Origin of the sequence: Pseudomonas xantholysinigenes (genome assembly GCF_014268885.2) — a bacterium.
Lineage (GTDB): Bacteria > Pseudomonadota > Gammaproteobacteria > Pseudomonadales > Pseudomonadaceae > Aquipseudomonas > Aquipseudomonas xantholysinigenes.
On the sequence record NZ_CP077095.1, the window covers coordinates 3,945,139 to 3,960,017 of the forward strand.

Annotated in this window: 8 protein-coding genes; 6 read left to right on the forward strand and 2 right to left on the reverse strand. The window is 62.3% G+C overall.

Annotation, left to right across the window (positions count from 1 at the left end; genetic code table 11):
• Nucleotides 1-2: 2 nt before the first annotated feature.
• On the reverse strand, nucleotides 3-1,562 hold the full coding sequence (locus HU772_RS17530) for a sigma-54-dependent transcriptional regulator (RefSeq protein WP_186661767.1): 1,560 nt from the start codon (nucleotides 1,560-1,562) through the stop codon (nucleotides 3-5).
• A gap of 254 nt (nucleotides 1,563-1,816) precedes the next feature.
• Here HU772_RS17530 and phhA point away from each other — a divergent pair, with 254 nt between their 5' ends.
• The 6 genes from phhA (at nucleotide 1,817) to HU772_RS17555 (ending at nucleotide 11,570) form a co-directional block, all read left to right on the forward strand.
• Entirely contained in the window at nucleotides 1,817-2,605 is a 789-nt protein-coding gene (gene phhA / locus HU772_RS17535; RefSeq protein WP_186661768.1) for a phenylalanine 4-monooxygenase, read from the forward strand.
• Nucleotides 2,606-2,643: 38 nt separating this feature from the next.
• Nucleotides 2,644-3,000 carry a 4a-hydroxytetrahydrobiopterin dehydratase gene (locus HU772_RS17540; protein ID WP_062574779.1) on the forward strand — a complete coding sequence of 119 codons (357 nt, stop codon included), beginning with the start codon at nucleotides 2,644-2,646 and terminating at the stop codon, nucleotides 2,998-3,000.
• Nucleotides 3,000-4,193, forward strand: coding sequence for an amino acid aminotransferase (locus HU772_RS17545; RefSeq protein ID WP_186661769.1), 1,194 nt, complete (start codon nucleotides 3,000-3,002; stop codon nucleotides 4,191-4,193). The genes HU772_RS17540 and HU772_RS17545 overlap by 1 nt, the downstream gene beginning before the upstream one ends.
• Before the next feature lie 327 nt (nucleotides 4,194-4,520).
• Nucleotides 4,521-4,649 (forward strand): hypothetical protein, encoded by a 129-nt coding sequence (locus tag HU772_RS25090; RefSeq protein ID WP_264082545.1) that lies wholly within the window; start codon nucleotides 4,521-4,523, stop codon nucleotides 4,647-4,649.
• A 157-nt stretch (nucleotides 4,650-4,806) separates the two neighbouring features.
• Complete coding sequence (locus HU772_RS17550; RefSeq protein WP_186661770.1) at nucleotides 4,807-10,209, forward strand: deaminase domain-containing protein; 5,403 nt, start codon at nucleotides 4,807-4,809, stop codon at nucleotides 10,207-10,209.
• Between the two features lie 173 nt (nucleotides 10,210-10,382).
• Nucleotides 10,383-11,570: an MFS transporter gene (locus HU772_RS17555; RefSeq protein ID WP_186661771.1), complete on the forward strand. Its 1,188-nt coding sequence runs from the start codon at nucleotides 10,383-10,385 to the stop codon at nucleotides 11,568-11,570.
• Nucleotides 11,571-11,802: 232 nt separating this feature from the next.
• Here HU772_RS17555 and ydiJ read toward each other — a convergent pair whose 3' ends face one another.
• A complete protein-coding gene (gene ydiJ, locus HU772_RS17560; RefSeq protein ID WP_186661772.1) occupies nucleotides 11,803-14,823 on the reverse strand; it encodes a D-2-hydroxyglutarate dehydrogenase YdiJ in 3,021 nt (1,006 codons plus the stop codon).
• Between the last annotated feature and the right edge of the window lie 56 nt (nucleotides 14,824-14,879).

Here is a 14,879-nt window from a genome sequence, read left to right on the forward strand (position 1 = left end):
CTTTATTCCGCCGACTTGCCCAACGAATAATCACGCAACTTGTTGGCGATGGTCGTATGCGAAACCCCTAGCCGCTTGCCCAATGCGCGACTGCTTGGAAACTCGCCCAGCAAACTTTCCAACACGGCTTTTTCAAAACGCCCGACAATTTGCGAAAGATCGCCATCCAGCGAAAACTCGCCCAATGGCTGGCGCACGCCATAATCCGGCAAGCGAATATGTTCGCTTTTTACCACGCCACCTTCACATAACGACACCGCCTGGAACAAGACGTTTTCCAGTTGCCTTACATTGCCTGGCCAATGGTACTGGCTCAACTTGTCCATCGCCGAAGATGCCAGGCGCGGCATCGGGCAACCAATCTGCCGACTGGCCTGATCAAGGAAGTGCTGCACCAAGCCCTCCAACCCATCCATGCATTCGCGCAATGGCGGTATGTGCAGCGACAACACATTCAAACGATGGTAGAGATCCTGGCGGAACTCACCGCGCGCGCAGAGTTCGGACAGGTCGACCTGGGTCGCGCAGATCACCCGCACATCGAGATAGACCTCTTCATCGCTGCCCACCCGGCGGAAACAGCCGTCCTGCAAGAAGCGCAACAGCTTGACCTGCAGTCGTGGGCTCATCTCCCCGACGCCATCGAGAAACAGCGTGCCACCAGCGGTCAGCTCCAACAGCCCAAGCTTGCCCTCGGCCCGCGCCCCCTCGAAGGCTCCGGGCCCATAGCCGAACAGCTCGGTCTCGGCCATCGACTCCGGCAGGCCGGCACAGTTGAGCGCCATCAACGGCGCCTGGCCGCGCGGGCTGGCCAGGTGGCAGGCGCGCGCCAGCAGCTCCTTGCCGGTACCCGTCTCGCCCTCGATCAACAAAGGCGCATCCAGCGGCGCCATGCGTCGCGCTTCACGCACTACCGCCGCCATCACCCTGGAGCTCTGGAAGATGCTGTCGAACCCGCGCAGCTCCTGCTTGCGCACGTTGTAGATACGCTCACCGATACGATCAGCGCGATGCAGGGTCAGCACAGCGCCAGCCAAGGCCTCGCTCTCGTCGTGCTCCGATTGCAGCGGCGCGATATCGGCCAGGAACACATCGCCCTTGACCTTGATGCGCAAGCCGTTGATCCGCGACTTGTTGGCCCGCACCAGCTCCGGCAGGTCGAAGTCCTCGACATAGCGCGACAAGGGGATCCCCGGCACCTCGTCGACGCGCACCCCGAGCAGCTGCGCCGCGCCGCGGTTGGCAGCGACGATACTGCCGCCCATGTCGATCGACAGCACCGGGAAATCCAGCGCCCCGAGCAGCGCGTTCAACTCCATGTGCCGACGTTCGCTGGGCATCAAGCCGACGCGCTTGACCCCGAACACCCCGGCGATCGACTCGAACTTGGGCCGTAGTGCCTGGAACTGCAGGTTGATCAGGTTCGGACAGTGCAGGTAGATGGCGTTGCCGTGGTCACCGCCCACCTCGCCGCGCAGCACGTTGATGCCGTACTCCACCAGCAGGTTGAGGATGTCCCGGAGGATGCCGATACGGTTTTGGCAATGCACCTTGATACGCATGGAGGCTCTCGAAACAGACAAAAATTTCGTTGGTCGACGGAAAACTCGTAAAGATAAGCTGACAAAAACAGCACATAGGCCAGCCTGGCACCCACCATTTTCCGGGATCAATCCGATCTTGTAAAATTATCGTTACAAAAACCCTGCAAACGAATGTCACCTCCAGTGGCAAACACCCGTGCAAAGCACCAAGGACGGGGTTATCTCTAGGGCATGTCCTGAACATAACAAGAATGTCCTCCCAGGAGAGCCACATGAAACAGACGCACTACGTGGCCCGTGAGCCCGATGCGCACGGCTTCATCGACTACCCGCAGCAAGAGCATGCGGTGTGGAACACCCTGATCACCCGCCAGCTGAAAGTCATCGAAGGCCGGGCCTGTCAGGAGTACCTGGACGGCATCGAGCAGCTCAAGCTGCCCCATGACCGCATTCCGCAACTGGGCGAAATCAACAAGGTGCTGGGCGCCACCACGGGCTGGCAAGTCGCCCGGGTGCCAGCGCTGATCCCCTTCCAGACCTTCTTCGAACTGCTCGCCAGCAAGCGCTTCCCGGTCGCCACCTTCATCCGCACCCCGGAAGAGCTGGACTACCTGCAGGAGCCCGACATCTTTCACGAGATCTTCGGCCACTGCCCACTGCTGACCAACCCTTGGTTCGCCGAATTCACCCACACCTACGGCAAGCTCGGCCTGGCCGCGACCAAGGAAGAGCGCGTCTACCTGGCGCGCCTGTACTGGATGACCATCGAGTTCGGCCTGATGGAAACCGCCCAGGGCCGCAAGATCTACGGCGGCGGCATCCTCTCCTCGCCGAAGGAGACCGTCTACAGTCTGTCAAGCGAGCCCGAGCACCAGGCCTTCGATCCGATCGAGGCCATGCGCACGCCGTACCGCATCGACATCCTGCAGCCCCTGTACTTCGTCCTGCCGAGCATGAAGCGCCTGTTCGACCTGGCCCACGAAGACATCATGGCCATGGTCCACCAGGCCATGCAGTTGGGGCTGCACGCACCGAAGTTTCCACCCAAGGTCGCTGCCTGAGCGGCCTTGTCGATAACAACTCAAACCGGAAAACACCTATGAATGCCTTGAACCAAGCCCACTGCGAAGCCTGCCGCGCCGATGCGCCGAAAGTCACCGACGAAGAACTGGCGGTGCTGATCCGCGAGATTCCGGACTGGAACATCGAAGTCCGCGACGGTCACATGGAGCTCGAGCGCGTGTTCCTGTTCAAGAACTTCAAGCACGCCCTGGCCTTCACCAATGCCATCGGCGAAATTGCCGAGGCCGAAGGTCACCACCCGGGCCTGCTGACCGAATGGGGCAAGGTCACCGTGACCTGGTGGAGCCATTCGATCAAAGGCCTGCACCGCAATGACTTCATCATGTGCGCGCGCACCGATGAAGTCGCCAAGACTGCCGAAGGGCGCAAGTGATGCACTTCACGGCCATTGGCCGGGTCCCCGGCGACCCGATCCTCGGCCTGATGGAGGCCTACGCCCGCGATGCCAACCCGGACAAGTTCGACCTGGGTGTCGGCGTATTCAAGGACGCCCAGGGCCTGACGCCGATTCCCGCCGCAGTCAAGCAGGCCGAGCAACGGTTGGTCGAGCGCCAGGCGAGCAAGAGCTACATCGGCGGCCACGGCGACGCGGCGTTCGGTCGGTTGATCAGTGAACTGGTGCTGGGCAGCGCTTCGCCGCTGCTCGCCGCCCAGCGCGCCGGCGCCACCCAGACCCCAGGCGGTACCGGCGCCCTGCGCCTGGCCGCGGAGTTCATCGCCCACTGCCTGCCGGGCCGTGGCGTCTGGCTGAGCAACCCGACCTGGCCGATCCACGAGACAATCTTCGCCGGCGCCGGGCTCAAGGTGTCCCACTACCCCTATGTGGGTGCGGACAATCGCCTGAACGTCGCTGGCCTGCTCGCCGCGCTGGAGCAAGCCCCTGAAGGCGACGTGGTATTGCTGCACGCCTGCTGCCACAACCCCACCGGCTTCGACCTGGGCCAGGACGACTGGCGCGCGGTGCTCGCCATCGTCAAGCGGCGCAACCTGCTGCCCTTGATCGACTTCGCCTACCAAGGCTTTGGCGACGGCCTGGAGGAAGACGCCTGGGCGGTGCGCCTGTTCGCCGCCGAATTGCCGGAGCTGCTGGTCACCAGCTCCTGCTCGAAGAACTTCGGCCTCTATCGCGACCGCACCGGCGCGCTGCTGGTGAGCTGTCATGACGCCGAAAAACTGCAGGATGTGCGCAGTCAGCTGGCATTCATCGCACGCAACCTGTGGTCGACACCGCCGGACCACGGTGCCGCAGTGGTGGCCGAGATTCTTGGCGACCCGGCACTGAAAGCGCTGTGGGTTAAAGAAGTGAACGCCATGCGCCAGCGCATCGCCGAGCTGCGCCAGGGGCTGGTCCAGGCCCTGGCGCCCCACGGCCTGGCCGAGCGCTTCGCGCACATCGCGGCGCAACGCGGGATGTTCTCCTATACCGGGCTGAACCCGGAGCAGGTGCGCCAACTGCGTGAGCGGCACAGCGTGTACATGGTCGGTACCGGTCGGGCGAACATCGCCGGGGCCGATGCCCAGCGCCTGGAACAGCTGGCCGCGGCCATCGCCGACGTCTGTCGCTGATCGCGCCGCTACTGTCTTGCAAAGAGGCCTCCATCTGCCGCGCCCCTCCTGTGGGAGCGGCTTCAGCCGCGAACACCGGCATGGCCGATGCCAGGCACCGTGTCGCTGGCTTCGCGGCAGCTCGAGAAACCTCAACAGGCCAACTGCCCCCACAGTCTTGCCGATGCCCGAACGCTGCCATTGCTTGGCCGATCGCCGCAATAACCGATAAGCGCGGCGGAAAAATCTCAAACTGTCATCCAGACTGCGGTATCCTGCCCCAGCTTTTCGAAGCCTCACGCGCGCCAAGGCGCTGTCTTTTCACTCACACTTGCGAGGAACGACGAGATGCATGAAATCCCGAATCTTCCCTTCCCAAGCCTGAACCCCGAAGAGCAATCCGTTGCCGCCCACGCCGAACCGACGCCTGCCGTCGACCAGGACGGCGACGATCCATCCAGCGCCGACCAGGACTAACTCGCGCACCGTCCGACCGTGTGAAAACGGCTGACCTGGAGTACCTCCCCGTCATCGCGTTTTCACACCGTCCAGCCACTCGTGGCGCGTTATCCCACTACCGCCTCGCGCTCATTTCAACTCGACAGACTGATGCCTCCCCCACAGGAGACATCACATGTCAAAAAAATCCGGGCTCATTGCCACCAAACCTTCGGCAATCCATACCATCAACCTCGATGATGGGATCTTGGACGATAGCTTTCCCGACGACCAAGCCGCCACGACCTCACAGGGCGAAGTCGCTATCACGCAACCTGTCGAACGCGATCCTTTACCAGGCATATCGCTCAGCACGACACAACTGCTCGAAAATATTCGAGTACATGTGTCGGCAACCACCCCTACAGCAGCGACAACCGCTAGCGATCCGGACATTCCTTCCAGCGCACCAACCGAAGCGCACGACTACATCAAAGCGGTTCACTGCACACTCAACTATCTGCTCGACACGCATGCCCAGTTCCCCAGCGATCCCACCGGCCTCTTTCTAGAACTGATGGACCTGTACGCTGACAGCAGGACCTATGCCTTGGTCGCTGCCGCGCTGAACGTTGAACTGCCAAGCGTAACCCCAAGCCTGGTACATGGATTCTTCGCCCGCATCGCCTGGCTGAACGAAGCGTCAATCCAGACACCAACCGCACGGGAACAACTGGCTGACCTGCTGCATGGCAATCGCTTGCTGAGCCAGGAGGCGACACGCCTTGGCCAGGATGAATGGTCCGAACTGGGCACCTTGCTGACTGGCGTGCCAGATTCATTGCAGGTATGGATGCTGCAGTTCAAGCGCGGCCAACACCGTGATACCGCCAGCGACTGGTTGACCCAGTGCCCGGCTGAAAATCTGCTGCAAAGCCTGACCGCCTACCAGCTGGATACAAGCCAAACCGCCTTGAGCACTCTGGCCAGCCAGATGGAAACGCTGCTGCCCACCACGGCAGAGTACGAGGATCAAGCCCTGGCACACTCACGCAACCTGCACCTGACAGGGCCGATGATGAAGCTGCGCGTCAGGGTGCTCCCGGTCATGTCGCAGGTGCCCGCCTGGGCCAATGAGGATCGCTCCCACGACGATCTTCCGAGCATCACCTGGAGTGACGCGCAAACCCAGGAGCTAGGCGCACGAATTCTGCAAAAAGTGACACTGCACGCACTCGAGGCAGAGATCCAGGCCTGGGTGCGCCTCGCTATCGACGATGCTCAACGCACACCCGGCATGCAGGCCTACTCCTTTGCAACCGAACTGCAGCGCAGGCACCCCACGCTGAGTACAAACAGCTGCCTGCGCCTGGCCTCACTGCTGTTGCCTGCAACGGCCTCGTCGCAAACCCCTTCGCCACTCGCCTCCCTGCCAGACAGCCGCCCGCTGGAGGTTGCGCTACCCGCGTTCAACGACTGGTGCCCGGAAGCCTCGCTCGACGACTTTCTCTCGAAGGCGGGCTTCGAGTTGCTCTGCGAAACCCAGGGTGGAGCACGACATTTGCGGGTACCTGCCGCACAAGCCTGGCAACTGGCAATGTACTCAAGCCAGTTCGCCGAACTGCTCCAACCCCTGCTGGAAAAACTTGGCTGGTATGGCGCACTGCCTGACGAGCACGCTTCGCCGCGGGCAACACAAGCGCTGGCGAGCAGGGCAATCGTCGATCACTTCCTCGGCCCTCGCACACCCGATGATCGATCAATGGCGCAGGACTTCCAGGATCATTGGCTGACCGAGTACAGCCACCTGGAACTGCGCGCGAAAATCAGTGACGACATTCGTGCGCGCAATCCCGATGCCTCCCCTGCAGCACTGAGCCTGCTCGAGTACCTGTTGCTCCGGGAGATCGCGCCTGAACTACTGATCAGCGACACACCCGACTGGCTCTACTACGGCCGCTCCCTGCAGAGCGTCGCCCTGATTCACGGCGCCAGGTTGCTCGAAGCCATGCTGCCTGGCGCCAGCAGTCGGGCGGCCTATGACAAGGTCATCACCTTGGCCAGTGACGTGAGCGGCAGCGACGATGAGCAACTCCAGCGCCAGTGGAGCAACGCCCTGATTCTGCCTGCCCTGCGCTACGCCAAGGCCCACGGTGCGCTGCCTGATTTCACGGGCAACGATATCAGCCAGGCGACGCTGCAACAGATCAACCAGGCCGTGCAGTTCGTTACCCGCGAACAACAGGCATTCGCACAGGATGCGCAGGAGATCGCCAAGGCTCCGCCTGATCGAAAAACCTTGGCCGAGCAACAGTTGAGCGAAGCCGGTGTCGACACGCGCTACTGGGACAAATCCATTGCCGAAACGCAAACCTGGACCCACCTGAGCGGCCTCGGCCTGGCCAAGTCGAGCAGCTACACCTGGCATCACACCATCGCCACACCGGGATTCATGGGTGACGCGGGCGACCCTAGCCAGAAACCTGTCATCGAAAACCTCACGCAACTGATGATGTCGGGAGATATCTATCGCGATGGCGAAAGCACGGTGCCACAGCTTTATGACCAGGCCTTCGAGGCGTTCAAGACCGAGTGGGAAGCCGCCCACGCACGGCTGATCAAGCGACTGTTCATGGAACTGCCGCAAGCCTTGCGCAACCTGCTCTACATCTCTACCTGCGAAGTGAGCCTAGTGACCTTCGGCGGTGAAACCGGCACACAAGCCCTGTTCATTCGCTGCCAATCCGGCGACCACCGTGACGACTTCGACAACCATGCAGCCGGCCTGGAACACTATTTCGAACTCTGCCCCGGCGCTGGCGCACTACGCCCCTGCGCGCAGTCCTTCAAGTACACCATCCCCCCGAGCTACATCCCCAAAAGCACCATGGCCGAGATGATGCTTCAATCGGCGATCGAGAAATTCAAACGCAAGAACCGCCTAACCCCGCAGGCGCGCTTGGACAGCGACGCCTACCTCAATGGCACGCCGTCACGCGTGGCCAGCCAATTGCAGACGCCACGCAACGGCACACTGATCCCCTCCACGCAATGGGTGTACGCCAACCGGGCGAGCGAGGAGGACTTCTTCCAGACCCTGGCCACCACGGCAACCACCCATCTGTATGCCTCCACGCTCGACAAGCTCAAGGCCGATCACACCCACACCACCCCTTGGGAGGAATTGGTCGATCTGGAAAAACAGATTGCCGACTTCCTCGCGCGCACACTGCTGCCCTTCTACGGCTGCATCGCCGATCTGGTCAAGGGTGATCACTCCGCCGGTGTCATCATCGGCTGCGTGCTGGATGCCGTCGGCGTGCTGATCCCCGCAGGCAGGTTCATGGCCTCGAGCCTGACGCTGGTTCGCGATGCCGGCAAACTGACCCTGCGCGCGGCGTATGAAGTCATGAGCAGCGCAGTCGGCGACCTGCTCACCCATTTGGCGGAACAAAGCCCGGTGCTCATTTATCGGGACATCGGCCGTGGCATCCGCTGGCTTTCGGTCAAGTCCTGGGAAAAGCTGGCACAACCTGCGCTGCATTGGCTGCAGGATCTGCGCGGCGTGCCGCAACTGCTGCACATGACCGAGGAAGGCACCTACGCCATCACTCGGGAAGCCTTGAACGAGCTTGGGCATTCCACCCTGCCAGGCGAACTGGAACAAGTGGGCACGCGCGAAAACACACTGGTGCGCAACCTTGGCACGCCGGAGACGCCGAACTTCAAGCTACTCGACCCACTCGACAACCTGCCCTTCGGACCGCGGCTGATCGAAGAGGACACGTCATTGGCGCACTCTTTGAACCTGCTGAAGGAACCCGGAAGTATCAGTCCCGATCACTACCCTACCCGCATCGCCGCAGTTGCGACGGCAGACGAAAGACTGAGCATGTCAATCGATGAAGCTTGCGAGGTACGCGTGCGTTACAAGGGTGAGGGTCACTACGACATCCATATCGATGATCACGGCTACCACCTGGATACCACCTCAGCCGAACCCTGCCTCACCGAATTACCCAAGGCCCCCCTCAGTGAACTGACCGATGTGGAGGCCGAGCAAATCCTCTGTCGCCTCAGGCGCGATGTAGTTGAGGTTTCCTGCACCTCCCATACCAAATTAGTGACCCTGCCGGCTGAACGCCTTGGCACCCCAGGAGCCGACCCACTGACGCGCGGACAGGAAATCAGCCAGGCATTCGAGGCCAGGGAGTTCCATCTTGAACGGCGTACCATCCCGGCGAGTGAACAGTCTGCGGAGCAAACGCACAACCTGCTGGTCCATGAAGGCAAGTTTTGCAAATGGGGCCATGCGCCTATAAAAAGAACCAACCCCGTGAGGTTCACGCCAGACAAACAGATCGTGGCCTTGAGCGCCGAACAACGCGATGCCCTAGGCTTACCCGAAGCACCTAACTACCGCGCCGAAATCACCGGGCGTATGTCCAGAGAACGCAATTTCGGGTTCTCTGATCAAATCAGTGGCACGCAAGCCAAGACCATCAACCCCCAAGTACCAGTCGTCGAGCTGGAGCAGATCTGCGATCAAGTTACCGATAGGCGACGCCTGCGCGGAATCAGCATGGAGTGGGAATCAGAAACGTACGTCTACGTTGAAGTCGACAATGGGCAATTTTATAAAACCAGCCAAGGCCCCGGTGAGCTGTCATTCACCCCCGTTAGCGATCCGGCGGAAATCGACGAGTACCTGCGTCTATCCAACCAGTACCGATTCGTCTCCGAGCGCCCTTACAGCGCTGTTGACCGGGACAATATTGCCAAGCTCCTCTATCACGCCCTCGTAGAGAAAGACGAACCTGGGCTTAAAGACTGGCTTGCCTCTGCACCAAGCAACCGTGAGTACCAGACATACGCCCAATGGTGCATCGACAACAACGTACGTAACGACATGCTGCACTTTGCCGAGAACATTCTGTCAGGGGAGCATTCGCAGAGCGCCTTGGTCGAAGAGACACGCGCACTGATTCCCGACTGGAGGAAAATCACTCAACGCAACATCGCGGAAAAACGCGCGACCGTCGAAACCCTGAATGAGCTGTTACCGATAAAAGGCAAAGAAGCCACTTGGGTGCCCGTCACAGTCGATAACATTGTCGACGACGCGGTCTCGAATATGATCTCGAAACAGGTAAACACCAGCAACCTGGCATTCTTCTCGATCCAGACCAAAGCAGGAGATAAATTCGTCTATTACGCCCTGGCAGGCGGCAAGCGCGCGGAGAAATTGAACGTCAAAATCCATGTGGCAGGGGAAACCAGCCGCACAATAGAGGGCATCACCTACACGGATGCGCGAGAGCTGATGAAAGATCGCGCTCCCGACCCAAGCATTACCAGCCTTCCGAATGTGAGACATGCCGGTAGATTGAACATCACCGGGCACTCCCGCCACCTGGACGCCGAGCGCTTGATCGCGAGCATCGTCAAGGAACAGCACCCCGCACACAGCATCGACTCCATCCATGTCTTTACTCGAATGGATACCTGTCGATCCTGCGGCGGAGTGGTACTGCCTCAATTGGCACTCGCCTATAACGATGCGGACTTCTGGGTGACTTATCTGGATGACTATCAATAAGCAAAGCATTGCGCGCCCCCCTCGCCGCACCGAGCACAGCGCACTACCCTGAGCCCGCGAAGATCTCTTCGACAGGCAGGGTTGAACACGACACCTCGGTCCACGCCTCGCAAGGCGTGGGCCGAGGTGGCTATGATAGCGACGCCTTCGTTTCGCCACGGTTGGAACCCTGGATGTCCCTATCTACCTCACCATTGACCATCACCACCCAGGTGGTCTCCATCGTCCTCTTCACCTTCATCGGCTACCTGAACATCGGCATCCCGCTGGCGGTGTTGCCCGGCTACGTGCACAACGACCTGGGTTTCAGCGCCGTAGTCGCCGGCCTGGTGATCAGCATCCAGTACCTGGCCACCTTGCTCAGTCGCCCCACCGCCAGCCGCATCATCGACAACCTCGGTAGCAAGAAGGCGGTGATGTGGGGGCTTGCCGGCTGCGGCCTGAGCGGCGTGTTCATGCTGGCCTGCAGTGCCCTCACCCCCTGGCCCTGGCTGAGCCTTACCTGCCTGCTGATCGGTCGCCTGGTGCTGGGCAGCGCCGAGAGCCTGGTGGGCTCGGGCTCGATTGGCTGGGGCATCGGCCGGGTTGGCGCGCAGAACACCGCCAAGGTGATTTCCTGGAACGGCATCGCCAGCTACGGTGCCCTGGCGATCGGCGCACCGCTGGGGGTGCTGATGGTCAGGAGCCTTGGCCTGTGGAGCATGGGCGCAAGCATCATCCTGCTTGGCGCGCTCGGCCTGCTGCTAGCCTGGCCCAAGCGTGCCGCGCCGGTGGTCTCCGGGGTGCGCCTGCCGTTCCTGCGGGTACTCGGCAAGGTCTTTCCCCATGGCTCCGGACTGGCGCTTGGCTCGATCGGTTTCGGTACCATTGCCACCTTCATCACCCTGTACTACGCCAGCCGCGACTGGCCCAATGCCGCGCTGACCCTGAGCCTGTTCGGCGCCAGTTTCATCTGTGCGCGGCTGTTGTTCGGCAACCTGATCAACCGTATCGGCGGCTTTCGCGTGGCGATCGCTTGCCTGTCGGTGGAAACCCTGGGGCTGCTGATGCTGTGGCTGGCACCCAACGCCGGAATGGCCCTGGCGGGCGCGGCACTGAGCGGGTTCGGCTTTTCGCTGGTATTCCCAGCGCTGGGGGTAGAGGCGGTGAACCAGGTGTCGGCGGCCAACCGTGGCGCGGCGGTGGGCGCCTATTCGTTGTTCATCGACCTGTCGCTGGGCATCACCGGGCCGCTGGTGGGCGCGGTGGCGGCAGGGTTCGGCTTTGCCTCGATGTTTCTGTTCGCGGCGGCGGCGGCGGGATGCGGGCTGGTATTGAGCCTGTACCTGTACCGCCAGGCGCGACGCTTGCGCGAGGGCTGACTCCATACGTCTACCGCGCGGCACGCAAATGCGGGAGCAGGCTTATCGGGGGGCCGGTTTGCCGGGAAGCAAGCAGCGCGGCACCTGGCACCGGCTCCGCCGGTGTTCGCGGGTAAACCCGCTCCCACAGGGATCGCGCTGGCTTTAGCAGTTGAGCAAGACAGTTGCTCCCACAGGAATCGCGCCAGCTTCTGAAGGTTGAGCCGGCACCCAGGTAGGTGCCGGCCTGCCTTCAGCGCTGCGCGTATTGCAGTACCACCTCCAGCGGATGGCGCAGCTGCTTTTCGGTCATGCGCTTGACCTGGCTGCGGCACGAATACCCCGTCGCCAGCGCCTCGCCCTGCTTGTCCAGCTTGGTCGCCCAGGACTGCTCGAAGATGGTCTTCGAGGTGGCCTGGTTACGCGCCTCATGGCCATAGGTGCCGGACATGCCACAGCAGCCGGTGGCCTCGGTGACCAACTTCAAGCCCAGACGCGCGAACACCTGCTCCCACTGCCGGGTACTCGCCGGCACATTGGTCTTCTCGGTGCAGTGGGCCATCAGGCGGAACGTATCGGCCTTGGCCGCAGGCTGCTCGGGCAGCACCTCGATCAGCCACTCCTGGGGCAGCAGCACCTTCGGGCAACCGTCCAGTCCGTCAACCTTCTGGTACTCCTGGCGATAGACCAGGGTCATCGCCGGGTCCAGCCCCACCAACGGCACGCCGCAAGCGGCCAGGGTCTTGAGCTGGGTGGCGTTGCGGATCGCTGCCTTGGCGAAGGCGCCGAGGAAACCCTGCACGTGCAGTGGCTTGCCGTTGGCACTGTATGGAGCAAGGAACACCTTGTGCCCCAGGCGATGGGCCAGCTCGATGAATGCTGCCAGCAGCGGCGTCTCGAAGTAACGGGTGAACGCGTCCTGAACCAGCACGATACTGCGCTCGCGCTGGGCCGGGGTCAGTTCGCGCAGGGCCGGCACGCTGGCCACCTGGACCCGACAACGCGTCAGGGTGGCCTGGAAGTTGAAACGGCTGATCAGCGGGCTGTCGACCATGCCAACCTTGTCTGCCAGCAACCTGCCCACCCACTTCGAGCCCATCACCGCGTTGTACAGCCCCGGCGCATGGGCCAGGTAGGGGATGCTGAACTCCAGCGAGCCGATCAGGTAATCGCGCAGCGGACGCTGGTAGCGGCCGTGGTACAGCTCGAGAAAGCGCGAACGGAAGTCCGGCACATTGACCTTGATCGGGCACTGGCCAGCACACGACTTGCACGCCAGGCATCCGGCCATGGCGTCATATACCTCATGGGAGAAATCAGCCTGCCCTTGCTGGCGTGCCCGGCTGTTGCGCAGCCGCGCCGGCAGTCCCTTGAGCCAGGAAGCCTTGCGCTGGGCTGCGGCGAGCACATCGATATTGGCCTCGCCCTGTAGCCGCAGCCATTCGCGGATCAGCGAGGCACGGCCCTTGGGCGAGTGCTGACGCTCACGGGTGGCCTTCCACGACGGACACATGGCGTCGTTGGGGTCGTAGTTGTAGCAGGCGCCGTTGCCGTTGCAGTACACGGCGCTGGCGAAGTCCTGCCACACCCGTTCGTCGATGCTGCGGTCCAGGTCGCCGCGCAAGGTCACGCCGTCCACCGGAGTCAGGCCTTCGGCGCTGTCCGGCGGGGTGCAGATCTTGCCGGGGTTGAGCTGGTTGTACGGGTCGAAGGCACCCTTCAAACGCTGCAGCGCCGGGTACAGCTCGCCGAAGTATTCCGGCACGTACTCCGAGCGCAGTCCCTTGCCGTGCTCGCCCCAGAGCAGACCGCCATAGCGCTTGGTCAGCGCCGCCACGGCATCGGAAATCGGTTTGACCAGCGCGGCCTGGGCCGGGTCTTTCATGTCCAGCGCCGGGCGTACGTGCAGCACGCCGGCATCGACATGGCCGAACATGCCGTAGGCCAGGCCGTAACCGTCGAGCAGGGCACGGAACTCGGCAATATAGTCGGCCAGTTGCTCCGGCGGCACCGCGGTGTCTTCGACGAAGGGTTGCGGACGCACCTCGCCCTCGACGTTGCCCAACAACCCCACCGAGCGCTTGCGCATGGTGTAGACGCGGGTCACCGCCTCGGCGCCCTCGGCCAGGGTATGCCCGAGGCGCTCGACGCTGGTGTCGCTTTGCAGGTGGTCGATGAACGCCTGCACTCGGGCATTGACCTCGGCCGGCTCGTCACCGCAGAACTCCACCAGGTTGATGCCCAGGGTCGGCCGCTCGGGATCGGCCGGGAAGTACTCGGCGACGCTGTGCCAGACGATATCCTGCATCGCCAGCATCAAGACCTTGGAGTCCACCGTCTCGATCGACAGCGGCTTGAGCGCCATCAACGCGTTGGCATCGCGCAGGGCGTCCATGAAGCTGGAGTAGCGGACGTTGACCAGCACCGCATATTTCGGGATCGGCAGCACATTGAGCTTGGCCTCGACCACATAGCCCAGCGAACCCTCGGCGCCACACAGAACGCTGTTGAGGTTGAAACGACCCTGCTCGTCGCGCAGGTGCGCCAGGTCGTAGCCGGTCAGGCAGCGGTTGAGCTTGGGGAAGGTGGTCTCGATCAGTTCGGCCTGGGTTTCCTGGATTTCCCGGGCCATGCGGTACACCTCGCCGATCCGCCCCGGCGCGGCGCAGGCCTGCTCCAGCGCCGCGTCGTCGATCGGCTGGCTGTGCAGGCGCTCGCCACCGAGCAGCACGCTGTGCAGCTCAAGTACGTGGTCGCGGGTCTTGCCGTAGGTGCAACTGCCCTGGCCGCTGGCATCGGTGTTGATCATGCCGCCGACGGTGGCGCGGTTGGAGGTGGACAGTTCTGGGGCGAAGAACAGGCCGTATGGCTTGAGCGCGGCATTGAGCTGGTCCTTGACCACACCGGCCTGGACCCGCACCCAACGTTCCTCGACATTGATCTCGAGGATCGTATTCATGTGCCGCGACAGATCGACGACGATGCCATCGGTCAACGACTGGCCATTGGTGCCGGTGCCACCACCGCGGGGGGTAAGCTTGATCGCCTGGAAGCGCGTCTCGGCCATCAACGTGGCAACCCGCGCCACATCGTCGGCATCCAGCGGGAACACCGCGGCCTGGGGCAGACGCTGGTAGATGGAGTTGTCGGTAGCCAGCACGGTTCGGGTGCCGTAGTCGGCGCTGATCTGGCCACGGAATCCGCTGTTTTTCAGCGCTTCGAGGAATTCAGGGTAGTGGGCGGCAGGCGCACGGGGCGGCAGCTGGGCGATCATCGACGGATGCCTCTTTTATATCGGCTAATTCACGGAAATCTTGTCACTCCGGCATG

Coding starts and splice junctions, on each gene's coding strand:
- HU772_RS17530 (WP_186661767.1), bottom strand. CDS start 1,562: ATGCGTATCAAGGTGCATTGCCAAAACCGTATCGGCATCCTCCGGGAC.
- phhA (WP_186661768.1), top strand. CDS start 1,817: ATGAAACAGACGCACTACGTGGCCCGTGAGCCCGATGCGCACGGCTTC.
- HU772_RS17540 (WP_062574779.1), top strand. CDS start 2,644: ATGAATGCCTTGAACCAAGCCCACTGCGAAGCCTGCCGCGCCGATGCG.
- HU772_RS17545 (WP_186661769.1), top strand. CDS start 3,000: ATGCACTTCACGGCCATTGGCCGGGTCCCCGGCGACCCGATCCTCGGC.
- HU772_RS25090 (WP_264082545.1), top strand. CDS start 4,521: ATGCATGAAATCCCGAATCTTCCCTTCCCAAGCCTGAACCCCGAAGAG.
- HU772_RS17550 (WP_186661770.1), top strand. CDS start 4,807: ATGTCAAAAAAATCCGGGCTCATTGCCACCAAACCTTCGGCAATCCAT.
- HU772_RS17555 (WP_186661771.1), top strand. CDS start 10,383: ATGTCCCTATCTACCTCACCATTGACCATCACCACCCAGGTGGTCTCC.
- ydiJ (WP_186661772.1), bottom strand. CDS start 14,823: ATGATCGCCCAGCTGCCGCCCCGTGCGCCTGCCGCCCACTACCCTGAA.